At 71.7% G+C, this 22,701-nt stretch carries 24 protein-coding genes; 13 read left to right on the forward strand and 11 right to left on the reverse strand.

Features of this window, described 5'->3' with window-relative positions; translation table 11 throughout:
- The first annotated feature begins 4 nt into the window (after nt 1-4).
- From ACWCRD_RS35295 to ACWCRD_RS35315, 5 genes are all read left to right on the forward strand, one after another.
- Nucleotides 5-1,294, forward strand: a complete 1,290-nt coding sequence (locus ACWCRD_RS35295; protein WP_450969795.1) for an ABC transporter substrate-binding protein — start codon at nt 5-7, stop codon at nt 1,292-1,294.
- A gap of 11 nt (nt 1,295-1,305) precedes the next feature.
- Complete coding sequence (locus ACWCRD_RS35300) at nt 1,306-2,301, forward strand: carbohydrate ABC transporter permease (protein ID WP_450969796.1); 996 nt, start codon at nt 1,306-1,308, stop codon at nt 2,299-2,301.
- The gene (locus ACWCRD_RS35305; RefSeq protein ID WP_450757775.1) at nt 2,298-3,140 is read left to right on the forward strand and encodes a carbohydrate ABC transporter permease; all 843 of its coding nucleotides are present in this window, start codon (nt 2,298-2,300) and stop codon (nt 3,138-3,140) included. Before ACWCRD_RS35300 ends, ACWCRD_RS35305 begins: the two co-directional genes overlap by 4 nt.
- A 51-nt stretch (nt 3,141-3,191) precedes the next feature.
- Nucleotides 3,192-4,835 (forward strand): glycoside hydrolase family 13 protein, encoded by a 1,644-nt coding sequence (locus ACWCRD_RS35310; protein WP_450969797.1) that lies wholly within the window; start codon nt 3,192-3,194, stop codon nt 4,833-4,835.
- Between the two features lie 80 nt (nt 4,836-4,915).
- On the forward strand, nt 4,916-5,512 hold the full coding sequence (locus ACWCRD_RS35315) for a PAS domain-containing protein (protein ID WP_450969829.1): 597 nt from the start codon (nt 4,916-4,918) through the stop codon (nt 5,510-5,512).
- Here the strand turns inward: ACWCRD_RS35315 and ACWCRD_RS35320 are convergent.
- Nucleotides 5,464-6,366, reverse strand: coding sequence for a DUF3626 domain-containing protein (locus ACWCRD_RS35320; protein WP_450969798.1), 903 nt, complete (start codon nt 6,364-6,366; stop codon nt 5,464-5,466). The genes ACWCRD_RS35315 and ACWCRD_RS35320 overlap by 49 nt on opposite strands.
- 68 nt (nt 6,367-6,434) lie before the next feature.
- Entirely contained in the window at nt 6,435-7,433 is a 999-nt protein-coding gene (locus ACWCRD_RS35325) for a quinone oxidoreductase family protein (RefSeq protein ID WP_450969799.1), read from the reverse strand.
- Nucleotides 7,434-7,569: 136 nt separating this feature from the next.
- Between ACWCRD_RS35325 and ACWCRD_RS35330 the strand changes: the two genes are divergently transcribed.
- Entirely contained in the window at nt 7,570-8,163 is a 594-nt protein-coding gene (locus tag ACWCRD_RS35330) for a CGNR zinc finger domain-containing protein (RefSeq protein WP_450969800.1), read from the forward strand.
- A 161-nt stretch (nt 8,164-8,324) separates the two neighbouring features.
- On the opposite strand, the gene ACWCRD_RS35335 is transcribed toward ACWCRD_RS35330, so the two are convergent.
- Entirely contained in the window at nt 8,325-8,918 is a 594-nt protein-coding gene (locus tag ACWCRD_RS35335) for a TIGR03086 family metal-binding protein (RefSeq protein ID WP_450969801.1), read from the reverse strand.
- Between the two features lie 128 nt (nt 8,919-9,046).
- Here ACWCRD_RS35335 and ACWCRD_RS35340 point away from each other — a divergent pair, with 128 nt between their 5' ends.
- From ACWCRD_RS35340 to ACWCRD_RS35350, 3 genes are all read left to right on the forward strand, one after another.
- Nucleotides 9,047-10,318: an FUSC family protein gene (locus tag ACWCRD_RS35340; protein ID WP_450969802.1), complete on the forward strand. Its 1,272-nt coding sequence runs from the start codon at nt 9,047-9,049 to the stop codon at nt 10,316-10,318.
- A 55-nt stretch (nt 10,319-10,373) separates the two neighbouring features.
- Nucleotides 10,374-11,423 carry a hypothetical protein gene (locus ACWCRD_RS35345; protein WP_450969803.1) on the forward strand — a complete coding sequence of 350 codons (1,050 nt, stop codon included), beginning with the start codon at nt 10,374-10,376 and terminating at the stop codon, nt 11,421-11,423.
- 113 nt (nt 11,424-11,536) lie between these two features.
- The gene (locus ACWCRD_RS35350; protein ID WP_450969804.1) at nt 11,537-12,778 is read left to right on the forward strand and encodes a lactonase family protein; all 1,242 of its coding nucleotides are present in this window, start codon (nt 11,537-11,539) and stop codon (nt 12,776-12,778) included.
- Here ACWCRD_RS35350 and ACWCRD_RS35355 read toward each other — a convergent pair.
- Nucleotides 12,746-13,471: a DUF2470 domain-containing protein gene (locus tag ACWCRD_RS35355; protein WP_450969805.1), complete on the reverse strand. Its 726-nt coding sequence runs from the start codon at nt 13,469-13,471 to the stop codon at nt 12,746-12,748. The genes ACWCRD_RS35350 and ACWCRD_RS35355 overlap by 33 nt on opposite strands.
- Nucleotides 13,472-13,555: 84 nt before the next feature.
- On the reverse strand, nt 13,556-14,164 hold the full coding sequence (locus ACWCRD_RS35360; protein WP_450969806.1) for a TetR/AcrR family transcriptional regulator: 609 nt from the start codon (nt 14,162-14,164) through the stop codon (nt 13,556-13,558).
- Between the two features lie 131 nt (nt 14,165-14,295).
- Here ACWCRD_RS35360 and ACWCRD_RS35365 point away from each other — a divergent pair, with 131 nt between their 5' ends.
- A complete protein-coding gene (locus ACWCRD_RS35365) occupies nt 14,296-15,840 on the forward strand; it encodes a cytochrome P450 (protein ID WP_450969807.1) in 1,545 nt (514 codons plus the stop codon).
- Here the strand turns inward: ACWCRD_RS35365 and ACWCRD_RS35370 are convergent.
- Nucleotides 15,802-16,644 (reverse strand): pentapeptide repeat-containing protein, encoded by an 843-nt coding sequence (locus ACWCRD_RS35370; protein WP_450969808.1) that lies wholly within the window; start codon nt 16,642-16,644, stop codon nt 15,802-15,804. The genes ACWCRD_RS35365 and ACWCRD_RS35370 overlap by 39 nt on opposite strands.
- 60 nt (nt 16,645-16,704) lie before the next feature.
- Between ACWCRD_RS35370 and ACWCRD_RS35375 the strand changes: the two genes are divergently transcribed.
- A complete protein-coding gene (locus ACWCRD_RS35375; RefSeq protein ID WP_450969809.1) occupies nt 16,705-17,133 on the forward strand; it encodes a pyridoxamine 5'-phosphate oxidase family protein in 429 nt (142 codons plus the stop codon).
- 13 nt (nt 17,134-17,146) lie between these two features.
- Here ACWCRD_RS35375 and ACWCRD_RS35380 read toward each other — a convergent pair whose 3' ends face one another.
- The gene (locus ACWCRD_RS35380) at nt 17,147-17,926 is read right to left on the reverse strand and encodes a phosphotransferase enzyme family protein (protein ID WP_450969810.1); all 780 of its coding nucleotides are present in this window, start codon (nt 17,924-17,926) and stop codon (nt 17,147-17,149) included.
- Between the two features lie 70 nt (nt 17,927-17,996).
- Between ACWCRD_RS35380 and ACWCRD_RS35385 the strand changes: the two genes are divergently transcribed.
- On the forward strand, nt 17,997-18,674 hold the full coding sequence (locus ACWCRD_RS35385) for a Clp protease N-terminal domain-containing protein (protein WP_450969811.1): 678 nt from the start codon (nt 17,997-17,999) through the stop codon (nt 18,672-18,674).
- Here ACWCRD_RS35385 and ACWCRD_RS35390 read toward each other — a convergent pair.
- Complete coding sequence (locus tag ACWCRD_RS35390; protein ID WP_450969812.1) at nt 18,669-19,187, reverse strand: GIY-YIG nuclease family protein; 519 nt, start codon at nt 19,185-19,187, stop codon at nt 18,669-18,671. The genes ACWCRD_RS35385 and ACWCRD_RS35390 overlap by 6 nt on opposite strands.
- 231 nt (nt 19,188-19,418) lie before the next feature.
- On the opposite strand from ACWCRD_RS35390, the gene ACWCRD_RS35395 reads away from it, so the two are divergent.
- Nucleotides 19,419-19,619 (forward strand): DUF5999 family protein, encoded by a 201-nt coding sequence (locus tag ACWCRD_RS35395; RefSeq protein ID WP_450969813.1) that lies wholly within the window; start codon nt 19,419-19,421, stop codon nt 19,617-19,619.
- A gap of 3 nt (nt 19,620-19,622) precedes the next feature.
- On the opposite strand, the gene sigJ is transcribed toward ACWCRD_RS35395, so the two are convergent.
- Genes sigJ through ACWCRD_RS35410 form a run of 3 tightly spaced genes read right to left on the reverse strand, consistent with a single transcriptional unit; the run spans nt 19,623 to nt 22,629 of the window.
- Nucleotides 19,623-20,513: an RNA polymerase sigma factor SigJ gene (sigJ, locus tag ACWCRD_RS35400; protein ID WP_450969830.1), complete on the reverse strand. Its 891-nt coding sequence runs from the start codon at nt 20,511-20,513 to the stop codon at nt 19,623-19,625.
- Nucleotides 20,514-20,539: 26 nt separating this feature from the next.
- Complete coding sequence (locus ACWCRD_RS35405; protein ID WP_450969814.1) at nt 20,540-21,283, reverse strand: PIG-L deacetylase family protein; 744 nt, start codon at nt 21,281-21,283, stop codon at nt 20,540-20,542.
- A gap of 44 nt (nt 21,284-21,327) precedes the next feature.
- Nucleotides 21,328-22,629 (reverse strand): alpha/beta fold hydrolase, encoded by a 1,302-nt coding sequence (locus ACWCRD_RS35410; protein WP_450969815.1) that lies wholly within the window; start codon nt 22,627-22,629, stop codon nt 21,328-21,330.
- Nucleotides 22,630-22,701: the final 72 nt, after the last annotated feature.

Below are 22,701 nucleotides of genomic sequence, written 5' to 3' on the forward strand. Positions count from 1 at the left end.
GACCGTGAAGAAGAGGAAGACCAGAGCGTTGCGGCGCTCCGGTGCGCTGTGCGCGGGGCTGGCCGCCGTTGCCGCGTGCGGCACCGGCGGCGGCTCCGTGTCGAGTACGGGGCGCGGCCCCATCACCTATGTCGCCGGTGCCGACAACACCGGGACCGTGCAGGCGGTGCTCGACCGCTGGAACAAGCTGCACCCGGACGAGAAGGTCACCTTCGTCCAGCTGCCCACCGATCCCGACGCCCAGCGGCAGCAGATGATCCAGAACGCGGCGACGAAGTCGGACGCCTTCACCGTGCTGTCCCTGGACGTCGTATGGACCTCGGAGTTCGCGGCGCACCGCTGGGTGGACCGGCTGCCCGAGGGCCGCTTCCCGCTGGGGAAGATGCTGAAGCCGATCGTCGCGACCGGCATGTACCGCGGCGGCCTCTACTCCGTGCCGGCCAGCTCGGACGGCGGCATGCTGTACTACCGCAGCGATCTGCTCCAGCAGGCAGGCATCACTCGACCGCCGGTCACCTGGGCGGAGTTGAAGGCGGACTGCGCCAAGGTGCGCATGCTGCCCGCGGCCCAAGGCGTGTCCTGCTACGCGGGCCAGTTCCAGAAGTACGAGGGCCTGACGGTGAACTTCGCCGAGGCGGTGAACTCCGCGGGCGGGGTCGTCACCGACGCCCAGGGACGCCCGCACCTCGACACCCCGCAGGCTAAAAAGGGTCTGGATTTCCTGGTCAGCTCCTTCCGGGACGGCACCATCCCCAAAGAGGCCGCCACCTACCAGGAGGAGGACGCCCGCCGCGCCTTCCAGTCCGGCAGGCTCGTCTTCGAACGGCAGTGGCCGTACATGTATCCGCTGGCGAACAAGAAGGACGGCTCCAGCAAGGTCGCGGGCAAGTTCGCCGTCGCACCGCTGCCCGGCCTGAACGGGCCCGGTGCCTCCAGCCTCGGCGGCCACAACCTGGCGCTGTCCGCCTCGGCGAGGAACAAGGCCACCGCACTCGACTTCATCCGGTTCTTCACCAGCCAGGAAACTCAACGCTTCACACTGGCCTACGCGCCGGCCGCACCCACGTACCAGGCCCTGTACCAGGACCCGCGCCTGGTGAAGAAGTATCCGTACCTGCCCGTCCTCAAGCAGTCGATCCTGCATGCGGTGCCGCGGCCGCGGGTCTTCGGCTACGGCGATGTCACCGCGGCCGTGCAGCGGGAGGCGTTCGCCGCGCTGACCGGAGCCAAGAGCAGCGCGAGCGCGCTCAAGGACCTGCAGAAGGACCTGCGGCAACAGGCGGCGGGGCAGTGAGGAGACACGACATGGTGACCACCCACAACCCTCCGGACAGCCTCGACCGGCCGGAAGCGAAGACCCCCGGCAGCGCCGGCCGGGCCCTGCGGGACCGCCGCCGCAGAGCCACCTCCGGCGAGGGCAGGCTCGGCGCCCTGCTCGTCTCGCCGACGCTGCTGGTCCTGGCGGTCGTCGTGCTCTATCCGACGATCGTTGCGCTGAAGGACTCCTTCTACGGCACCCCCGGCCTCGACCCGCAGACGGGGTTCGTGCGCGAGCACGACCCGTTCGTCGGCGCCGACAACTACACCGCGATCTTCGGGGCGGCGGGCGACCGCTTCTGGAACGCCTTCTGGAACACGACCTTCCTGACCGTCACCACGGTCACCCTGGAGACGGTGCTCGGCATCGCGATGGCGCTGATCATGCACCGTGCGCTGCGCGGCCGGGCGGTCGTCCGGGCGTCCATCCTGGTGCCGTGGGCGATCCCCACCGCCGTCACGGGTCTGCTGTGGCGCTGGATCTTCAACAGCGACGGTGTGGCCAACGCCCTGATCGGCCGGCAGATCCTGTGGACCACCGAGGGGTTCCACGCCAAGGTCGCGGTCATCGTGGCCGATGTGTGGAAGACGGCTCCGTTCATCGGGCTGCTGGTGCTGGCCGGGCTCCAGGTGATCTCCAAGGAGGTGTACGAGGCGGCGCGGATGGACGGGGCGGGCGCGCTGCGCCAGTTCTGGAGCATCACGCTGCCGCTGGTCAAGCCGGCCCTGCTGGTGGCCGTGCTGTTCCGTACACTCGACGCGCTGCGCATGTTCGACCTGCCGTACATCCTGATCGGCGCGCAGAAGACGTCCGTGGAGACGCTGTCCATGCTCGCCCAGGACCAGGCCGCGAATGTGCGGTTCGGTCCGGCCGCCGCCTACGCGGTGATCCTCTTCGTCTACGTCTTCCTCATCGCGCTGGCGTTCGTGCGGCTGCTGGGCGCCGACGTGGTGCCGCGCCGCCACAAGGAGGTGGCCGCATGAACTCCGCCGCCCTGCACCCGGTCCTGCGCAGAGCACTGCTCTGGCTCGGGGTCGCCGCGGTAGTCGCCTACTGTCTGGCACCCTTCTACTGGATGCTGGTCTCCAGTCTGCGCCGCACCTCGGACATCTTCGACAACTCCCTGTTCCCTGCGCGGATCTCGTTCGAGAACTACCGTGCCGTGCTCGACCCGTCCGAGAACTTCACCCGTGCCCTGTTCAACAGTCTTGTCGTAGCGGGCATCACGACCGTATGCGCACTGCTGCTGGCGACGTTCACGGCGTATGCGATGGCGCGGCTGGAGTTCCGCTTCAAACGGTTCGTGCTGACGCTGATCATCGCCACGTCGATGTTCCCGGTGGTGTCGATCGTGGTGCCGCTGCTGAAGATGTTCGTCGGCTTCGGCTGGATCAACACCTACCAGGCGATGATCGTGCCCAGCCTGTCCTTCACGCTGCCGCTCGCGGTGTGGAACCTGACGGCGTTCTTCCGGCAGATGCCCGACGAGCTGGAGCACGCGGCCATGATCGACGGCTGCACCCGTGCCCAGGCCTTCCGCCGCGTCATCATTCCGCTCGCCGCGCCCGGCATCTTCACCACCGCGATCATCACCTTCATCGCCGCCTGGAACGAGTTCCTCATCGCACTGTCGATGACCAACAAGCCCTCCATCCAGACCGCGCCCGTGGCGATCTCCAAGTTCGCCGGGGCGACCCAGTTCGAGACGCCGTTCGGCAGCCAGATGGCCGCCGGGGTCCTGGTCACGGTTCCGCTCGTGGTGGTGGTGCTGCTGTTCCAGCGCCGGATCGTGGCCGGCCTCACGGCGGGCGCGGCGAAGTAGCCCCTTTCCCACTGATGTACCCCCACTGATGTACGAGGAGTACGCACCCACATGTCCACCAGCACCGCACCTTGGTGGCGCGACGCCGTCATCTACCAGGTCTACGTCCGCAGTTTCGCCGACGGCAACGGCGACGGCGTCGGCGACATCGCGGGCATCCGCTCCCGGCTGCCGTATCTGAAGTCGCTCGGCGTGGACGCGATCTGGATCAACCCCTGGTACAAGTCGCCGATGGCCGACCACGGTTACGATGTCGCCGACTTCCGGCAGGTCGATCCGCTGTTCGGCACGGTCGCCGAGGCTGAGCAGCTCATCGACGAGGCACACCGGCACGGCATCCGCGTGATCCCGGACATCGTGCCCAACCACACCTCCGACCAGCACGCCTGGTTCCGGGCGGCGTTGGCTGCCGGTCCTGGCAGCCCGGAGCGGGAGCGATACGTCTTCCGGGCCGGCCGTGGCGCGGACGGCGCCGAGCCGCCCAACGACTGGGTGTCCTGCTTCGGCGGCCCTGCCTGGACCCGGCTGCCCGACGGGGAGTGGTACCTGCACCTGTTCGCCCCCGAGCAGCCGGACCTCAACTGGCAACACCCGGAGGTGCGGGCGGAGTTCGAGTCGATCCTGCGGTTCTGGTTCAGCCGGGGCGTGGACGGCTTCCGTATCGACGTCGCGCACGGGCTGGTCAAGCATCCCGAGCTGCCCGACCTGCCGCCGCGCCCGGAAGTGGCGCCCCACGGCCCGCGGCGGCATCTGGACCACCCGCACTGGGACCGGGACGAGGTGCACGACATCTACCGCGCCTGGCGCCGGGTGGCCGACGAGTTCCCCGGTGACCGCTCGTTCGTCGCCGAGGCCTGGGCGGACACCCCGGAGCGGCTCGCCGCCTACGTCCGCCAGGACGGTCTGCACACGGCGTTCAACTTCGACTTCCTGATGTCCAGTTGGGACGCGAAGGAGCTGCGGGCCGTCATCGACGACTCCCTTGCCATGCTCGGCGCGGTGGGCGCCCCGGCCACCTGGGTGCTGTCCAACCACGACGTGATGCGCCACCCCAGCCGCTACGGCCGCAAGGTGGTCCGGCGCTGGGTGGCCAACGAGCCCTACCGGCCCGAGGGCCCCCTGGATCTGGCCCTGGGCACCCGGCGGGCCCGCGCCGCAGCCCTGCTGATGCTCGCGCTGCCCGGCGGCGCCTACATCTACCAGGGCGAGGAGCTCGGGCTGCCGGAGGTCGAGGACCTGCCCGAGTCGGTCCTCCAGGACCCGGTGTGGAAGCGCTCCGGGCACACCGACCGCGGACGCGACGGCTGCCGGGTGCCGATCCCGTGGTCGGGTCGCAGTGCCCCGTACGGCTTCAGCCCGGAGGGCACCACGGCCGAGCCCTGGCTGCCGCAGCCGGACGGCTGGGCGGATCACAGCGTGGCCGCGCAGGACGGTGTCGAGGGCTCGATGCTGGAGCTGTACCGCGCCGCCCTGCGTCTGCGCCGCGACCACCGGGCTCTCGGCGACGGCGGCCTGAGCTGGGTCGACGCCCCGGCCGGTGTCCTGGCCTTCCGCCGCGAGCCCGGCTTCGTGTGCGTGGTGAACCTCTCGGCCGAGCCGTACCGGCTGCCCGCGCACACCTCGGTCCTGCTGGCGAGCGGCTCACTGGACGTTGGTCTGCTCGGGCCGGATCAAGCGGCCTGGCTCGCCACATGATTGTGTAGTGCATGTAGTGCGTGTCGCCGTCGTGCGGGTGGCGGGAGGTCTTGGTGGAAGAGGGCCGTCGGGAGGCCGTGATGTGGCGCAATCGCGCCCTGACGCTCTTCGACCGGGTCTCCGTGCCCGTCGCGGTGTGCGACGCGTACGGCGCCGTCCTGCTGGCCAACCCGGCGATGGCGACCGAGTGCGGTACGACTCCGGGGCGGCTGCGCGGCCGTGATGTGCTGGAGCTGTTCCGGCCGCAGGAGGCCACGCAGGTGGAGCGGATCGCGCAGGCGCTGCGGCTGCGGCACCGCTCGCGCTATCAGGTGTCGGTGTGCTGGGAAGGGCCGGGCGGCGGCGAGCGGTTCGGGGAGCTGACCGCCGATCCGGTCAGCGACACCGTGGAGGAGACGCCCGCCCTGCTGGTGATGCTGCGGGTGCGGGGCGAGCGCGAGCCGCTCGGTGAGGAACCCGTGCGGGTGGCGCCGGTGGAGGCCCGCATCCTGGCGCTGCTCGCCGGGGGCGCCACCACCGCCAGGGCCGCCAAGGAGACCGGTCTCAGCGCGGACGGCGTCACCTATCACCTGCGGCGGCTGTCGGCGCGCTGGGGCGCCTCGAACCGTACCGAACTGGTGGCGCGCGCCTATGCGCTCGGCGTCCTCACGCCCGGGGTGTGGCCGCCGGGCGCATAGGCGGTGCCCGCCCCTTCGGGGGCGCCGAAGCGGGCGAGGGTGTGCCAGACCATCTTCAGGTCCTGCAGTTCGTGGCGGCCGGTGCGGGCGGCGTCGCCGATGATCCGCGGATCCACGTGGCCGTCCTGGGCGATCCGGGCGCCCAGTTCCGCGTACTCCGCCCCGCGGTAGTCGGCGTGCTCCCGCAACTCCGCCACGCTCAGCCGGTAGCCGGGGTGCCACTCGACGGGGCAGGGCAGCAGGCGGGCGGCGGCCTCGACGGGCGTGCCGCGGTAGCCGGCGTCCAGGACGAGCGCCTCGATGTGCGCGGCGAGCCGTACGCCACCGTGGACCTGGGCCTCGATGTAGTCGTTGAGGGCGTCCTGCTCGTCGGCTTCGGCGAGCGCGATCAGCGACATGCCGGCGGCCACCCCGAAGTCGGTCGGCTCGGCCGCGCTGTCGGGGTAGCAGAAGGTGGTGCGGGCGAGGGCGGCGGCGGTGAGCCTGAAGTGCGAGGAGCCGAACCGCGGGGCGGCGCCCACCACTTGGTGCCGGAAGTTCAGTGCGCCGTACACGGGCCGCTCGTGCGGGTCGGCGTCGTCGTAGGCGCCGCCGAAGATCCGGCTCTCCCAGCGCCAGCGGTCACCGCCGGGGTGTGCGGTGAGTCCGCCGTTGCTGGTGCCGGTGACGAACTGCGAGTGGTAGGCGCCGTCCTGGGCCAGCGCCTGGAGGATGGGCAGCCCGCCGACCAGCCGGTCGGGGTGGAAGTTCAGGGTGATGCGCAGGTCGGGCCGGAGGGCCGGGCCCGTCGAGCGGGCGGCGACATGGCGCAGTGCCTGCCGCGCCCGCGGTGAGCCGACGTTCCCGAAATCCACCCGTTCTCCCCCTCGAACCGGTCCCGAAGCGCCCCGAGGAACCCCCTGAGACCCCCTCATGAGATCACTCAGAGGTCGGCCACCGCCAGGACGATTTTGCCGCGGTTGCTGCGCCGTTCCAGCAACTCGTGGGCGGTGCGGGCCTGTTCGAGGGGTACGACGGTTTCGACAGGCACCCGGTACGCCCCGGAGGCGACGCGCTCGGCGAGCTCCCGCAGATCGTTGCGGGGGTCGTAGCCGTGGATCTGGAGGTTGGTGAGCTGGAAGCCGAGGATGGCTGCGTTCTTCGGGTAGAAGTCGCGGGTGTCGACGGTGCTCTGCTCCAGGGCGACGTTGGCGAGGGCCACGACCCGGCCGCCGTGGCCCACCTGGCGCAGACTGCGGGCGAACGCCCGGCCGCCGACGGTGTCGAGGACGACGTCGGCGCCGCGGCCGTCGGTCAGCCGCAGCACCTCTTCGACCTCCGCGTCGTCGGGGTGGGCGGAGGTGTCGACGGTGACCTGGGCGCCGAACTCCCCTGCCCAGGCAGCCTTTTCGGCCGAGCCGGCAAGCGCGACGACCCGGGCGCCCGCCTCCGCGGCGATCTGCACGGCCGCGCTGCCCACCCCGCTCGCTGCCGCCTTCACCACCACCGTGTCCTCCTTGGTGACCCGGGCGAGGTGGCGCAGGCAGTACCAGGCGGAGAGCCAGGCCACGGGCAGGGCGGCCGCCTCGGTGAGGCCCACGCCGTGCGGCAGGACGGTGACCTGGGTGGCGGGCACGACCGCCGATTCGGCATAGAACCCGGGGGCGTTCACCCCGTCCAGGGCCATGACCCGCTGCCCGATCTCCAGACCGGTCACCCCCTCCCCCACCGCCGCGACGACGCCAGCCGCCTCCACGCCAGGGATCAGCGGCGGCCGCCCGGCCCGGTGGTAGACACCCTTCCTGATCAGCGCGTCGGCGCGGTTCACGCCCGCCGCCGCGATCCGCACCAGCACCTCACCGGGCCCCGCCACGGGGTCGGGCACCTCGACCGGCACCAGCACCTCGGGGCCGCCGAACTCGTCGATCCGTACCGCACGCATACCGCACCCGCTTCCTGCCACAGCCGACCATGCGACTGACACCGGTTGAAGTGGTGTCACCATCCAACACCACTTCAACCGGTGTCAAGGTCGTGGCCACGGGCGACACCACCTGAACCGGTGTACGCTCTCTCCCATGACCGGCACCTCCGCCCCGCCCGCCGACCCGGCGCCCGCTTTCCCGTTCATCGGCGGCCGCCCCTGTCTGAACTTCGTGGCCACGCTCGGCCGGCGGCACGCGTCCGCACCCCTGGAGCGGCTCCCGGACCCGGCCGCGCTCGCCCGCTGGTTCACGGAGGCGGAGCTGACCGCCGACGGCGAGCCGGTACGGGTCACCGCCCGGGACCTGACCGGCGCCCGCGACCTGCGCGAGGCCCTCTACCGCCTCGTGCGCACGTCGATGGCCGGGCAGGACCCGGAACCGGCCGATGTGGAGCTGATCAACGAGGCGGCGGCCCGCCCCGACCTCGCCCCCCAGCTGGGGCCCGTACGCTGGACGGCCCGACAGCCGGCCCGGGCCGCTCTGGCGACGGTCGCCCGCGATGCCGTCCTGCTGGTGCGCAGCCCCTTGCTGGAACGGGTCAAGCAGTGCGAGAACCCGAACTGCTCCCTGCTGTTCCTGGACGACTCCCAGGCCCGGCGCCGCCGTTGGTGCTCCATGGACCGCTGCGGCAACCTCGCGAAAGTGGCCGGCTACCGGTCCCGGAGCAGGGGCGTCCCCACCCGGTGAAGGTGGATCAGGGGGCGCGGATGCGGGCGAGCGCGAGGTCGTAAGGGCCGGCCGTGGCAGGGCTGGTGCGGCTGCGCCGCGACCGCCTGCGAGGCCTCGCACTGCTGCGGGCCTCGCTGCTGGCGGATCTGCCGGCCTTCGTCTCGTCTGCGCCGGGTGCGTCAGGACGCAGCAGGCGACCAGTGCGGGTCGCGGCCCAGGAAGGCGAGCAGCGCCTCGGCGCTGTCGTAGCCCGGCTCCAGCTCCCGTGCGGGCGCGAACACCTGGTACGCGTCCCGGAGGTGATCGACGAGCCGCTCCGCCGCCGGCCGGATCCCCTCGGCGAGTTCGCCGGTCAGCGGCCGGTCCTGGCGTGTGGCCACCGCGATGTCCCAGGCGTGCACCGCCGCGTCCATGGCGGCTGCCGCCGCGGCGAGCGGCACGGGCAGGGGGCCGAGCGGAGTCGGCGCCTGTTCGGCGTCGGCGGGCAGTCCCGCGTAGGCGTCCGCCACCGACCGCAGCACCTTGTCGAGCTCCGCAGCAGGATCTCCGTCGAGGGCGTCGGCCGGGTGGAACGGGTCCGAGTCCGGGCGGCCGCCGGTGATCGCGAGGCCGTAGGCCTGCTGGTCGATCCGCGCATGGTTGAGGACCTGCCGTACCGTCCACTCGCTGCACGGCGTCGGCGCTCCCCACGCCGGCTCCGGCACTCCGGCGACCACCTCGGCGAGATAAGCGTGCGCCTGCGTGAGAACCTCGATGCCCTGGGTGTACTCCACGATTGTTCCCCTCCTGTCACCCTTCGACCGACATGAACAATCTAGGCTGCCTTGCGGACAGTTACGGTCCTCAATGACACGGTCCTCAGGGACAGGTCTTCAAGGACAGGAAGGAGCGCGGCCCGAGGATGCGAGTGGTATGTGAGTGGACGGCGTCTGTCGTGCGCTTTGTGAAGCGGCGCCGGGACCCGATGGTCGTACAGACCCTGCGGTCGGCTGCCGCGGCGACGATCGCCTACGTCGTCGCACTGCGCCTCAGCCCCGAGCCCGCACCGCTCACCGCTCCGCTGACCGCGCTGCTGGTCGTCCAGGTCACCCTCTACGCCACCCTCACCAACGGCATCCGCCGGGTGAACTCGGTCGTGGCCGGCGTCCTCGTCGCGATCGCCTTCAGCCTTCTGGTCGGTCTGACCTGGTGGAGTCTGGCCCTGCTGATCGTTGCCTCGCTGGCGGTGGGGCGGCTCGTGCGGGTCGAGGAGTACGTGCCCGAGGTGGCGATCAGCGCGATGCTGGTGCTCGGGGTGACGACCCACGGGGACACGGCCTGGGCGCGGGTGGTGGAGACACTGATCGGCGCGGTCGTCGGGTTCGGCTGCAATCTGCTGCTCGCGCCACCCGTGTGGGTGGACGAGGCCGGGGAGTCGATCGAGGGTCTGGCCCGCCGGGTGCGGCAGCTGATGCTGCGCATGGGCGAGGAGGCCGCCGGCCGCACGCCCGTCGAGCGGGCGACAGAACGACTGCACGAGGCACGCCGGCTGGATCACGACATCGTCGAGGTCGACGCGGCCCTCAGACAGGCCGAGGACAGCCTGCGGCTCAATCCCCGGGTGCGGGAGGGCCTGCTGCACCGGGTGGTGCTGCGCACGGGCCTCGACACGCTGGAGATCTGCACGGTGGTGCTGCGGGTGCTGGCGCGCACCCTCACCGACCTCGCCAAGGAACGCGATCCCGAGCCGCTGTTCGCGCCCGAGACGGGGGCCGCCGTGGAGGGGCTGCTGTCGGAGATCGCCGACGCCGTGGTCAGTTTCGCGGTGCTGGTCACCAGCCACGTCAGTGTGAGCGCCGAATCGGCGGAGTCCCGGCTGGCCGCGGAGCTGCGGCAGGCCGCGGCCACCCGCGACAAGCTGGCCCAGCTGCTCCTTGAGGAGGTCCAGCGCGACGCCCGCAGCTGGCAGCTGTACGGCGCCGTGCTGACCGAGGTCAATCGCATCCTCGATGAGATGGACACCGAGCACCGCTCGCGCCGCCTCTTCGAGGAGCTGGACCGCAACTCCCGCGAACAGCGCGAGCGGATGCCGCGGCTGACCAGGCTGCGGGAGAGCCTGCGCGATTCCGAGCGGCTGCGGGTCCCGGAGGTGCTGCGCAGGAACCCCGACGGCACCGGGCGTCGTTCTGGGTGATGGAGTCACCGGAGCGGCGTACGCGTCCGGGGCCGGAGAGCAAGGGGGCGGGCGGATGACGGACACGGGCGTGCGGATCGACGGGAACACCCTGCGGTTGCCGGGGGGTGTGGCGGTGCGGTTCGTGCGCACGCTGCGGCTGCCGGAGACGGGCACTCATCCGCTGCCGCCGGGACTGGGCGAGTTCCCGGTGCGCCGGATCACGGACTTCCCGGACACGGTGCCCGAGCAGTGGCGTGCGCGCGGCGGTGTGATGCTGCCGGTGTATCTGCGCGAGGCGATGTGGCTGAGCTTCGGGGGGACCGCGGAGCCGGCCGCCCTGCAGGTCGGGGTCGGAAAGGTGTGCGCGGTCTCGGGTAAGCCGTGGAGCGACCGGCTGTCCCGGAATCCGCAGAACTACCTCGTGCTGCCCCGCCAGCCCTGGCTGGACGGCATCAACTCCGGGAAGGGCACGGTCCGCCAGTTCGTGGCGGTGCCGCTGGGCCTGGGGGCGACCGTCGAGGGCCAGGTCACGGGCGAGGAGACCTGGGGAGGCGTCCAGCTGCAGTCCTTCCCGCTGCGCGAGGCCAGGCTGGCCGAGTGGCGCGAGGAGGAGCGGCGCCGCTCCGAGCTGCGGCGTTCGAGCATGTCGGCCGGTGGCTACGGAGCGGCGCTGCCCATGGCGGCGGCCGCGCCGGGCGGCCCGGCGCCGGCGGCGGCTCCGGCGGGCGGTGCGCGTCCCGCCGCGGCCATGGGGCTCGGCGTCGGAGGTTCGATGCGGCAGGAGGTCTACCGGGACGACCGGCCGCTCGCGGACTGGGCCGAGGAACCCGCCGGGCGGGTGTTCGTGCACCTGGTGACACCTCCGGAGTGGCGCCGCATCACCGGCGAGGCTCCCCCGCCGTCCCCCGTGAACCGTGCGCAGTACACCCGGGCCGGACTGCCCTGGTACGACTACTACGACCAGGACGCGGAGGATCTCGTGCCCACGGACACGCTGGAGGGCGTGAAACCGGTCGGCGACTGGCTCGGCGACGACCACGAGCCCTGGCAGGATCCCGCGCCGCAGCAGGTCAAGCCGCTGAAGGGCGCACCGGGCAAGCCGGTGCAGGACGGGGACTGGTAGACCCGCGGTCATTGCACCCTGCGCAACACCCATTGCCGTTCTTGCGGACACCGGCGGGCACGGGTCATGGTGGCTTGTCACGAACGAGGCGAGCGACCACCTGAGGTGTGGACATGGGCAGTGGGACGGGAGCGGCGGGCGGCGGCTGGAGCAGGCGCCGCTTCGTCGGCGCGCTCGCGGGAGCGGCCGCGGTGGCGGCTCTGCCGGCACCCGCGCCGCCCAAGGACGCGGCCGCCCACACCGCGTCGATCCCCGACCAGGCGGCCCCCGCTGCCAAGCAGCCGTCAGCCCGGCCCAGCGCGCCGCCTTCGGCCGGGAAATCCTCCGGCCCCCAGCCGCTGTACATCGGCACCTACACCACGGTCGAGGGCGGCGGCACGGGCGTCGGACTCGCCACGTACGACCCCACGTCCGGCCGCATCACGGGCACCGGAACCCTGACGGGCATCGTCAACCCGTCGTATCTCGCGCTCCACCCGGACCGCCGCACGCTGTACACGGTGAACGAGCACGACGACGGCGCCGTGACCGCCGTGCGCCTCGCCGACCACAAGATCCTGGGCGCCCGCTCCACCGGCGGGGCGGGACCCTGCCACCTCTCCGTGCATCCCAGCGGCCGCTGGCTGCTGAGCGCCAACTACACCTCGGGCAGCGTGGCCGTGCACCCGATCGACGAGTCGGGCGCACTGGGCGAGCGCACGGACGTGGTCACGCACTCGACTCCGGCCCCCGGGCCAGGCCAACAGGGCCCGCATGCCCATCAGTTCATCACCAGCCCCGACGGCGGCCATGTGCTCGCCGTCGACCTGGGCACGGACACCGTCTACAGCTACCGTCTGGACGAGCGCAGGGGAACCCTCACCGAGGTCGCGCAGGCGCACACCCGGCCGGGCGCCGGTCCGCGCCACCTCACCTTCCACCCCGACGGACGGCACGCCTATCTGGCCAACGAGGTCGACGACACGGTCACCGTCTGCGCGTACGAGCCCGCCACCGGACGGCTGACGATCGGCGAGCCGCAGTCCACGGGCTCCGGCCCGGGCACCAACTACCCGGCGCAGATCCTGGTGACCGCCGACGGCTCCTACGCCTATCTCGCCAACCGCGGCGACAACAGCCTCGCGCGCTACGCCGTCGAGGCGGACGGCGCCCGGCTGCGGCTGCTCGGCACGGTGCCGGTGTCGGGTGACTTCCCGCGCCAGATCGCCTTCTCGCCGGACGGGAGTCTGCTGTTCGCGGCGAACCAGAAGTCCGGCACGGTCAGCGTCTTCCACGTGGACGGCAAGAGCGGTGACCTGCGGCTCGCGGGCGAGCCGTTCGCCTCACCCGTCGCCGTCTGCGCGCTGCCGCTGTAGGGCACGCGGGCAGGAGGCGGCACTGGCCTGCGCGAGCAGGACGTGCATGCGGTCGGTGAGTTGGCCCACGTCGTCGGCGGGCGCGTGGAAAGGCAGTCGTACGTCGCCGTGGGCGCGGTTGCGCTCGATGCGCAGGGTCAGCCCGTGCCGATCGACGGCGACGGGCTGGACGCGGACCGCGCCATGCAGACTGGCGTGGTCGACGAGCCGGGTGAGCCGCTCGACGGCGTCGGGATGGCAGTCGGCGAGATGGGTCAGCAGGTGCGCCTCGGCGAGGGCGAGCGGGTCGGGCTCGGCGGCGGCGAACTCGTCGAGGTCGACGACCACCGCGCCGGACGACTGCCGCAGCACGATCCGGGTCGGACGGAACGCCAGGCGGCCGTCCTCGGGGAGGAAGTACCCGGCGAGCCAGAGCCGGGCACGGATGCGGTGGCGTACCGGGACGGGTGCGACGTCGGCGAACTCCAGCACCGCATGGGGTTCTCCGCGGGGTGCGCAGATCGCGGCCCCGAGCAGAACGCTGTCCTCGGGCACGTGCAGCAGCACCCGGCCGTCCTCGTCCACGCTGTGCGCGCCGACGAACTCCTCGCGGCCGCCGTCCGCGGTCACCGCGCAGGACCAGGCGGCGGCGAGTACCGACCTGGCCCGTTCGGCCGCGGCAGGCGCGGCCGTCCAGTTGGGGCTGACACCCATCCCAAACCTCCTTAGGTAAGCCTTGCCTAACCTATCGAAGATCGGGGTGTACGCCAACCACGGGGTGACCGAAGCGTGTGCACCTCAGGGTGCGATGACACCCAGCAGCGCCCGGGCGCACAGGTCACGCACCTGCTCCCGGGTCAGATCCGATCCCCGCAGCCACTCCAGGCAGACGGCCGTGGTGAAGGCCAGCCAGCCGCGGACGGCCAGCTTGAGGTCGGGGCGCTGCTGCGCGACCGGGCCGAGTTCGGGGTCGGCGGCGAGCGTCGCCAGGATCTGCCGCTCCTGGGCGGCGAGCGCCCGCTGGTAGACCCTGCGGATCACCTGGTCCCCCGCCGCGTCCGCACGATGGAAGGCACGGAAGCCGTGTGCGTTCGTGTGCACGTAATCCAGAAAGATGTCGAGACCGGCAGCGAGCTGCTCGCGCGCCGGCACCCCGGGCACCGCCGCCGTCATCCGCAGCATCCGCTCGCTCTGCCGCTCGACGACCGCGGCGAAGAAGTCCCGCTTGGTCGGGAAGTAGTGGTACAGCAGCCCGCGCGAGACACCGGCGATCTCGGCGACCTGCTCGATCCACACCTCGTCGTACGGGCTCTCCGAGAACAGCCGCGCCCCCACCGCGAGCAGCTGCTCCCGGCGCTCCTCGGTGCTGAGCCGGCGACGCGTGCGCTCGCCCTGGTTCGCGGCCATGCCCGCACTTTACTTGACGCCGGTTCAACAGCGGGATCAGACTGGACCCGCTATTGAACCCACGTACAACAGAAGCACCAAGCAGTCGTTACGACAGCTCGACCTGCCGCTGATTCAAGGGAGAACGCGTCATGGCGGAGACGACGTCAGGGGCCCGGCCGGCGATACAGGCCACGCTTCCCAAGGGGTTCCGGGGCGCCGAACAGGGCTGGCCCGAGCTGCACCGCATTCCGCATCCCCCGCATCGGCTCCCCCTGCTCGGCGATGTGCTCGGCGCCGACCGGCGCGCGCCCGTCCAGGACTCCATGCGCTACGCGCGGCAACTCGGGCCGATCTTCCGGCGCAAGGCGTTCGGCAAGGAGTTCGTGTTCGTCTGGGGCGCCGAAGCCGCGGCCGACATGGCGGACGAGTCGCGCTTCGCCAAGCACGTCGGCCTCGGAGTCGCCAATCTGCGGCCGGTCGTCGGGGACGCGCTGTTCACGGCGTACAACCACGAGCCGAACTGGCAGCTGGCGCACGACGTCCTCGCCCCGGGCTTCAGCCGGGAGGCCATGGAGGGCTACCACCCGATGATGCTGGCGGTGGCCGAGCGGCTCACCGACCACTGGGACCGCGAGCTGGCGGCGGGCCGGGCGGTGGACGTGCCCGGTGACATGACCAAGCTGACGCTGGAGACGATCGCGCGCACCGGGTTCGGGCACGACTTCGGTTCCTTCGAGCGGCCCCGGCTGCATCCCTTCGTGACCGCGATGGTGGGCACACTGAAGTACGCCCAGCGCCTGAACACGGTGCCCTCGCCGCTGGCACCCTTCCTGCTGCGCAGCGCCTCCCGCCGCAACGAGGCCGACATCGCGTATCTCAACCGCACGGTCGACGAGCTGGTCCTGACCCGCCGCGCATCGGGCGAGGGCGGCGACGGGGATCTGCTGGACCGGATGCTGGAGACGGCCCACCCCGAGACCGGGGAGCGGCTGTCCGCCGAGAACGTGCGCCGCCAGGTCATCACCTTCCTGGTGGCGGGCCACGAGACGACCTCGGGCGCGCTCTCCTTCGCCCTGCACTACCTCTCCCGGCACCCCGAGATCGCGGCCCGCGCCAGGGCCGAGGTGGACGCCGTCTGGGGCGATGCGGCGGTGCCCGGCTACGACCAGGTGGCCAAGCTGCGATATGTGCGGCGGGTGCTGGACGAGGCACTGCGGCTGTGGCCGACGGCGCCGGCCTTCGCCCGGGAGGCCCGCGAGGACACCGTGCTGGCCGGGGACCATCCGATGCGGCGCGGTGCCTGGGCGCTGGTCCTCACCGCGATGCTGCACCGCGACCCGCAGGTGTGGGGCCCCGACGCGGAGCGGTTCGACCCGGACCGCTTCGACCCGAAGGCCGTACGGTCCCGGGCCCCGCACACCTTCAAGCCGTTCGGGACGGGCGCGCGAGCGTGCATCGGGCGGCAGTTCGCGCTGCACGAGGCCACGCTGGTGCTCGGTCTGCTGCTGCGCCGCTACGACCTGCGGCCCGACCCGGACTACCGGCTGCGGGTGACCGAGCGGCTCACCCTGATGCCGGAGGGGCTGCGGCTGCACCTGGAGCGGCGACCGGTCACCGTGGCCGCCGCGGACGCGCCGGCCGTCGAGGAGGCCCCGTCAGAGCTGCGCTGTCCAGTGCACGGGGCGGGTGAGTGAGTCCGGCAGCCGGGTGCCGGCGCTGCCGCGGGCGGCGTTGAGCTGGGGCTGGGTGAGGAAGAAGGCGCCGGTCAGGTCGGCGTCGCTGAGATCGGCGTCGCGCAGGTCGGCTCCGATCATGTCCGCGCCGCGCAGGTCGGCTCCGGTCAGGTCGGCGGCTATGAGGTAGGCGCCGCGCAGGTTCGCACCGCGCAGGTCGGCGCCCTTGAGACGGGCGCCCATCAGGTCGGCGCCGCGGCGGTCCTTCTTGCGGCCGCGTGCACCGGCACCGGCACCGGCCCGTACCAGCTCGCTGGTCTTCAGCAGGAGCACATTGACGTCCTGCCGATGCGCGCCCACGTCCAACGCGGCCAGCTGCTCGGGGTTTTGGCGGGTGAGCTCCTCGGTTTTCCGCAGGGCGCGGCGCAGCTCGGCGTGGACCGGGCGCGCCGGGGGCAGGGCGAGAGCTTCGGTGAGGTACCAGAGCAGCTCGTGCAGCTGCCGTACGACCGGGAACACGTCGAACATGCGCCGGGCGTCCGCCCGCGAGGCCGTGCGCCAGTCCTGTCCGCCGAAGGTGACCTGCGAGACCTTCTGGCCCGCGCCGAAGCAGTCGTAGACCGTGCAGCCGCTGAAGCCCTGCTGCCGCAGCCGGGCGTGGATGCCGCAGCGGTGGTCCTCCCGCAGGTTCCGGCAGGGCGTACCGGCCTGCTTGTCGATCGCGAAGTCGGCGGAGGCGGCGAACGGCAGGGCGACACAGCAGAGACCGAAGCAACGCTCGCAGTCGCCGCGCAGCTCGGCCCGGTCGGCGGTCTGATCTGGCATGACGCCAAGCCTAACGGGGTGCGGCGGGGAGCTGTCGGTGGCCGTACGTACAGTCGTCGTATGGCGCTTTCACGCGAAGAACGGGAAGGTTTCCTTGCTGAGCCGCAGGTGGCCGCGCTGGGCGTCGCCGCCGGTGACGACCGGGGGCCGTTGGTGGTGCCGATCTGGTACGCCTACGAGCCCGGCGGTCTGCCGTGGATCCTCACCGGCGCGAGCTCCCGGAAGATGACCCTGATCAGGGCGGCGGGCCGCTTCAGTCTCATGGTCCAGCGCACGGCGCCGACCACCCGGTACGTGTCGGTCGAAGGGCCGGTCGCCGAGGTGGCCGTGGGAAGCGGCGCGCTCCACCGTGAGCTGGCCGGGCGCTATCTGTCGGGGGCGGCACTCGACGAGTTCGTGGCCTTTGCGGAGGCCGAACTCGCCGATCACGTGGTGGTGCGCATGCGGCCGGAGCACTGGTTCGCCGCGGATCTGGGCACGACCGGTTGACGAACCGCGGCCGTCAGCCGGACAGCAAGGCCCGCTGCCAATGCTCCTGACGCTCTTCGATGTACTCGGCATCGCCACGCCACGCGTCGCCGTGGCCTTCCGCCCAGAGCCTCGCCCACGGCTGGTTGCCCCGGTCCGACTGATCGCTGAGGAAGTCGTGCATGGCTCGGGTGCGGCGGCCCAGCATCGGTACGAGGTCGCGGCGTTCGGTCTCGTCGAGTCCGTAGGCGTCGGCGAAGAGACGCAGACGGGCGGCGGCGTCGGGGGTCTGCCAGTCGGGGTGCGCGGACAGAGGCACGAAGCCGCGGATGGCGTAGGCGACGTCCCAGAGACGGGAGCCGGGGGCGGCCGTGTCCCAGTCGATGAAGGCCCACTCCTCCTCACCGCCGACCACGAGGTTCCACGGCGCCAGGTCCTGGTGCGCGATGATGTCGGCGCCCTCCGCGGGTACGAGCACCTGCCAGTGGGCGTCGGCCGGAGGCGTGAAGTCCTTCACGGCGTCGTGGAAGTCCCGGACCAGCCGGGCCACGCGGACCAGCCCCACCGTCGGCTCCACCAGGGCGAACCGGTCGGGCCAGATCACACCACCCGGCACGAAGGTCAGCACCTCGCGTCCCTGGTCGTCGATCCCGAGGGGCCGCGGGGCCGCCCGGAACCCGGCCTCGTGCAGGTGCGTGAGCAGGGCGTGCACCGCGGGCGTCCAGGGACCCGCGGGTCGACGGACGGTGTCACCGACCCGGACGACGCCCTCGCTGACGTTCCCGCCGGACAGGGGCTGTTCGTCCTCGTGCACTGATCTCTCCTCGACTCCCATGAGGCAAGTACGCCTTGACAAATCGACTTTGTCAAGGCGTACTTGCCTCATGACTCTCCCTGACCTGGACGGCCTCATCGCCGAAGTGGACCGCACCTGCGCCACCGCCCACCGACCCGGTGACCAGGAGCAGCCAGACTGGCTGGCACTGCTGACGGCCGCCGCCACCATATCCGGCCAACTCCAGGCACTGGCCGATGACTTGGTCGAGGACTATGTGGAGCACTGCCGGCTGCACGGCGTGTCGTGGACGGACATCGGGTCGGCCCTCGGGGTGACCCGGCAGGCGGTGCAGCAGCGCTTCCAGGCCCCGCACAAGCGCTACAGCCCCGAGACGATGACCGAGGACCTCCGGCGGGCGATGGTCCACGTCAAGGCGGCGGCTGTGCAGCACCGCAACAACTACATCGGGACCGAGCACCTGTTGTGGGGTCTGACCGCGGAGGACAACAGCGCCACCCGGCTGCTGCAGGAGTCCGGCGTGTCGACGGAGGCCGTGCACCGCTCGGTGGGCGGCCGGTTGAGCATGGGCGCCTCACAGGCCGCCGAGCGGATCGCTTGGACGCCGTACTCCCGCAAGGCGATCGCGCTGGCCGAGGCACGCGTCGAGCGGGCCGGCTCACAACTGATCGACTGCGCCGACCTGCTGGTGGGGCTGGCGCAGGTCGGGCGTGGAGTCGCCTCCTTGGTCCTTGCGGAACACGGCTTCGGTGAGCGGCGGTCATGACCCCACCTGCTTGCTCGGGTCCGTGATGTGGTGCCGTACAGCTTCGGTGTTCTCGATGCTCTCGACCAGCTTCGCGATCTTCGCCTGCTTCGCCTTGATTCCGCGGGCTATGAGCCGCAGGTGAGCCGACGACTCGGGCACGGTCGACTCCAGCTCCGCCAACCGGCGCCGCTCGAGGGCCAGTTCCGTCCTGAGGCGCGCTGCCCGGTCGGGAGGGGCGGGCGGGGTCTCGCCGTTGAAGATCACGTTGTACTTGGGGCGTTCGGTCCAGACGGCCTCGCGTTCGGCGGCCTCGGCGTCGTCCGGGTACTCGATCCGTATCCCGACGACCTGCGAAGCCCATGGCTGCTCCCGAAGATGCGTGCGCACACGGGTGAGCGGAGAGATCGAGATGCCGACGTAGAGCAGCCCTTCCAGGCCGTACAGCCGGTACAGCGCCGTGCGGCCCGCGGCGTGCAGGCTGCCCTCCTCGTCGAACAGGCCACGCAGGAACTGCGAATCGACGTCGGCCATGACGCGGCCCCCTTCGGCTCGACGCGCACCGCTTGTCCATCTCCCACGCTGCCACGCGGGTGTGACAGAGACTCCGCTGTGGATCCCGCCGAGAACGACCGGCGGGAAACCGAACCTCACCGATGAGTTTCCGGCGCTGTGGGGGTCTCCTCATTCAACGGAAAACAAGCTCGGCTATCACAGATACGAGCCCACTTCAGGCGGGAGCCAGACGGATCGAGGAGAGAGACCATGTGCAGTCACCGGCCACCGTGCCCCACCGCAGACAGCCCGGACCGCCACAGCGCCGTGATCGTGTCGGCCCATCCCGAACAGGGCTGGAGCCTGCTGTGCAACGGAACGATCGTGTTCGACGACACCGGTGAACTGCTGCCGGACGGGCGGGTCGTGGACCCGCACCGCACGCTGCGCCCGCTGGCCGTGGCCGCCTGACTCTCAGTCGAACGCGCCGAGGTCCAGGCGGGCGAGCCGTTCCGGGTCGGCCAGGATGTGCAGGGCCACGATCCGGCCGTCGGCGACCGTGACGCCCATGACCGACAGTGGGCGTCCCTCGGGCGCGTTGACGACACCGATCTCGCCGTTGACCAGCACCACGCGCGCGAACTGCGCGAACTGCCGGAACAGCAGTGCCTGTCCGGCCACCGGCTTCGCGCCGCGCACCGTCTTGGACGCGGCGGCGCCCCCGACCAGCGCACCGGAGTCGGCCCGCAGCACCACGTCCGGATGCAGGACCGCGACCAGTGCCTCGAAGTCACCGGCTCGGGCGGCCGCCATGAAGGCGTCGACGACCTGCCGCTGTCTGCCGAGGTCGGGTTCCGAGGAGGGTGTGGCACCGCGGACGCGGCGCCGGGCCCGGCTGGCCAGCTGTCTGGTCGCCGCGGAAGTGCGCTCCACGATGGGCGCGATGTCGTCGAACGGCACGGCGAACATGTCGTGCAGCACGAACGCCAGCCGCTCGGCGGGTTCCAGGGTCTCCAGGACCACCAGCAGCGCCAGCCCCACCGAGTCCGCCTGGAGGACCTCCTGCTCGGGGTCGATCTGCGACAGGGGCCTGATCACGGGATCGGGCACGAACGTCTCGTCGATGGGATCCTCGCGACGCGAGGCCCGGGAGCGCAGCATGTCGAGGCAGACCCGTCCGACCACGGTGGTCAGCCAGCCGCCCAGGTTCCCGATGGCGTCCGCGTCGGAGCGGCTCAGCTTCAGCCAGCTCTCCTGGACGGCGTCCTCCGCCTCGGCGACCGAACCGAGCATGCGGTAGGCGACCGCCTTCAGATGTCCCCGGTGTTCCTCGAACCGGTCGGCCAGTACGTCCGTGCCGTTCATGTGCTCCCCCATCTCGTCGGCTGTGCCTATCGGCTGAAGACCTCGAACGCGACCGCGGGCCGACCCCCGAACCGCTCCCCGGCCGCCGTGGCGTTCGCCGTCAGGAAGCCCCGGGCGTACGTCTCCGGGTCCTCGTCGGTCAACGCCTCGATGTAGCTGCGGTGTTCGAGCAGCGAGTGCACCGCCCGCTCCAGCCCGGCCGAGGCGTCCGCCGCGTGCGTGGGCGAGGCGGAACCTGCGACGGCGACCCAGCGGACGCCGTTCCAGGGCTCCAGGCCCTGTTCGACGAGCTCGGGGAAGATCCACCGGTTGCCGGCGTCGCCCGCCGCGTCGAGCACGGCGCGGCCGACGGCCACGTGGTCCGGTGTGTTCCAGGCGACCCCGCCCCAGGTGTCGCGGTGGTTCAGGGTGATCACCAGCTCGGGCCGGTGGCGGCGGATCGCGGCGGCGATGTCGCGGCGCAGCGCGGTGCCGTACTCGATCACTCCGTCCCGGTGGTCGAGGAACTCCACCTGCGTGACCCCCACCACCGCTGCGCTCGCCCGCTGCTCCCGCTCGCGCAGCGGACCGCACTTCGCGGGTTCCAGGGTGTCGATGCCCGCCTCACCGCGCGTGGCCAGTACGTAGACGACCTCGCGGCCCTCGTCGGTCCAGGCGGCGACGGCCGCCGAGCACCCGTACTCGAGGTCGTCCGGGTGCGCGACGACGGCCAGCGCGCGCTGCCAGTCGGCGGGCATGGGCTGCAACTCGGTGATCTTCGGCTCGGTCATGGTCGAAGACTAGTGCGTGACGCCGACCTCACTCCCGGTGAATCTCACGCCTCGTCACGCGTCAGCGCCAGCAGCCGGTCCAGCACCCGGGGCCCTCCGGCCCGTACGCCGTCGTGCTCGAACTCGTCGGTCACCCAGGTCCGCAGGCCGCGGATGGCGCGCGCCGTCTCGAGGGCGTGGGCGGTGTCCACGTACATGTCGTCGTGGTAGACCGCCGCCGCGACCGGGACCTCGTTGGCGGCGAGGCGGGCGGGGTCGTAGAGGGGCGGCCAGTCGGTGCGGGCGGCGAGCAGGTCGGCGGTCCGGCGAAGGGGGCGCAGCGCCGGGTCGCAGTCGAACATCCAGGGGTGGACGGACTCGCCGGTGAACAGGAGCGGGCCGTCGCCCGCGAGGGTCTTCGCGGCGTCGAACTGCGGGAACTCGGCGCGGACGCGTTCGGCGGACCAGGCCGTGGGGCGTTCGTCCTGGCCGTAGATGGCCTCGTGGACGAGGGCGTAGAGGGGGTGGCTCGCGTAGGAGAGCAGGCCTTGGGTCTGTTCTTGGAATGCGTCGGACAGGGCCTGGCCCTGCGGGGTGCGGACGAAGGCGTGTTCCAGGAGGTAGTGCAGGCGGTGGCTGCCCTCGCTGCCTCCGAGGAGGATGCCGAGGGACTGGAAGGCCTCGGCGGTGAGGCGGTAGCCGCCCGGGAGGGTGACCTCGTGGGTGAGGAGGTGGTCGGCGATACGGCGGGCGCGCTCGACGTCCTGCGGGTAGCGGGCGTAGTGGGCGGCGACCTTGCGTTCGATGCGGGGGTAGGCGGCGCGGTAGACGTCGTCGGCGTGGGCGTCGAGGGAGGGCAGGCCGCCGGTGATCACGGCGGCGGTGAGGCCTTCGGGGGCGCTGGAGAGGTAGTTCACGGTGCAGAAGCCGCCGAAGCTCTGGCCGAGGACCGTCCAGCGGGCGCCGCCGGTGATCTGGGGGCGGATGGCCTCGCAGTCGCGGACGATCGCGTCGGCCCGGAAGCGCGCCAGGTAGTCGGCCTGTTGGGCGGGGCCGCCGCGCAGCGGGAGGGTCTGGCGGTTGGCGGGTGTGGAGTGGCCGGTGCCGCGCTGGTCGAGGAGGAGGACGCGGTACTCCTTGAGGGCGCGGCCCAGCCAGGACTGCCGGCCCACGAAGCGGTTGGCGCCGAAGCCGGGGCCGCCCTGGAGGTACACGAGCCAGGGCAGGTTCTGCTGGGCCTTGTCGCTCGCGACGACCTCACGGGCGTAGAGCTCGATCGTCTCCCCCGCCGGGTCGTCGTGGTCGAGGGGCACGGTGAAGTGGCGGTCGGTGAGGACGACGCCGGGCTGGCGGTAGGTGGCGGTCAACGGGACTCCAGGGACGGATGGGTTTCGGACCGCGTCCCACTTCACCACATGTTCGTCCGGTGGCCGACCCCT

Source organism: Streptomyces sp. NPDC002092 (assembly GCF_053593775.1).

Coding starts and splice junctions, on each gene's coding strand:
- ACWCRD_RS35300 (WP_450969796.1), top strand. CDS start 1,306: ATGGTGACCACCCACAACCCTCCGGACAGCCTCGACCGGCCGGAAGCG.
- ACWCRD_RS35305 (WP_450757775.1), top strand. CDS start 2,298: ATGAACTCCGCCGCCCTGCACCCGGTCCTGCGCAGAGCACTGCTCTGG.
- ACWCRD_RS35310 (WP_450969797.1), top strand. CDS start 3,192: ATGTCCACCAGCACCGCACCTTGGTGGCGCGACGCCGTCATCTACCAG.
- ACWCRD_RS35315 (WP_450969829.1), top strand. CDS start 4,916: ATGTGGCGCAATCGCGCCCTGACGCTCTTCGACCGGGTCTCCGTGCCC.
- ACWCRD_RS35325 (WP_450969799.1), bottom strand. CDS start 7,433: ATGCGTGCGGTACGGATCGACGAGTTCGGCGGCCCCGAGGTGCTGGTG.
- ACWCRD_RS35330 (WP_450969800.1), top strand. CDS start 7,570: ATGACCGGCACCTCCGCCCCGCCCGCCGACCCGGCGCCCGCTTTCCCG.
- ACWCRD_RS35340 (WP_450969802.1), top strand. CDS start 9,047: ATGCGAGTGGTATGTGAGTGGACGGCGTCTGTCGTGCGCTTTGTGAAG.
- ACWCRD_RS35345 (WP_450969803.1), top strand. CDS start 10,374: ATGACGGACACGGGCGTGCGGATCGACGGGAACACCCTGCGGTTGCCG.
- ACWCRD_RS35350 (WP_450969804.1), top strand. CDS start 11,537: ATGGGCAGTGGGACGGGAGCGGCGGGCGGCGGCTGGAGCAGGCGCCGC.
- ACWCRD_RS35355 (WP_450969805.1), bottom strand. CDS start 13,471: ATGGGTGTCAGCCCCAACTGGACGGCCGCGCCTGCCGCGGCCGAACGG.
- ACWCRD_RS35360 (WP_450969806.1), bottom strand. CDS start 14,164: ATGGCCGCGAACCAGGGCGAGCGCACGCGTCGCCGGCTCAGCACCGAG.
- ACWCRD_RS35365 (WP_450969807.1), top strand. CDS start 14,296: ATGGCGGAGACGACGTCAGGGGCCCGGCCGGCGATACAGGCCACGCTT.
- ACWCRD_RS35370 (WP_450969808.1), bottom strand. CDS start 16,644: ATGCCAGATCAGACCGCCGACCGGGCCGAGCTGCGCGGCGACTGCGAG.
- ACWCRD_RS35375 (WP_450969809.1), top strand. CDS start 16,705: ATGGCGCTTTCACGCGAAGAACGGGAAGGTTTCCTTGCTGAGCCGCAG.
- ACWCRD_RS35385 (WP_450969811.1), top strand. CDS start 17,997: ATGACTCTCCCTGACCTGGACGGCCTCATCGCCGAAGTGGACCGCACC.
- ACWCRD_RS35390 (WP_450969812.1), bottom strand. CDS start 19,187: ATGGCCGACGTCGATTCGCAGTTCCTGCGTGGCCTGTTCGACGAGGAG.
- ACWCRD_RS35395 (WP_450969813.1), top strand. CDS start 19,419: ATGTGCAGTCACCGGCCACCGTGCCCCACCGCAGACAGCCCGGACCGC.
- sigJ (WP_450969830.1), bottom strand. CDS start 20,513: ATGAACGGCACGGACGTACTGGCCGACCGGTTCGAGGAACACCGGGGA.
- ACWCRD_RS35405 (WP_450969814.1), bottom strand. CDS start 21,283: ATGACCGAGCCGAAGATCACCGAGTTGCAGCCCATGCCCGCCGACTGG.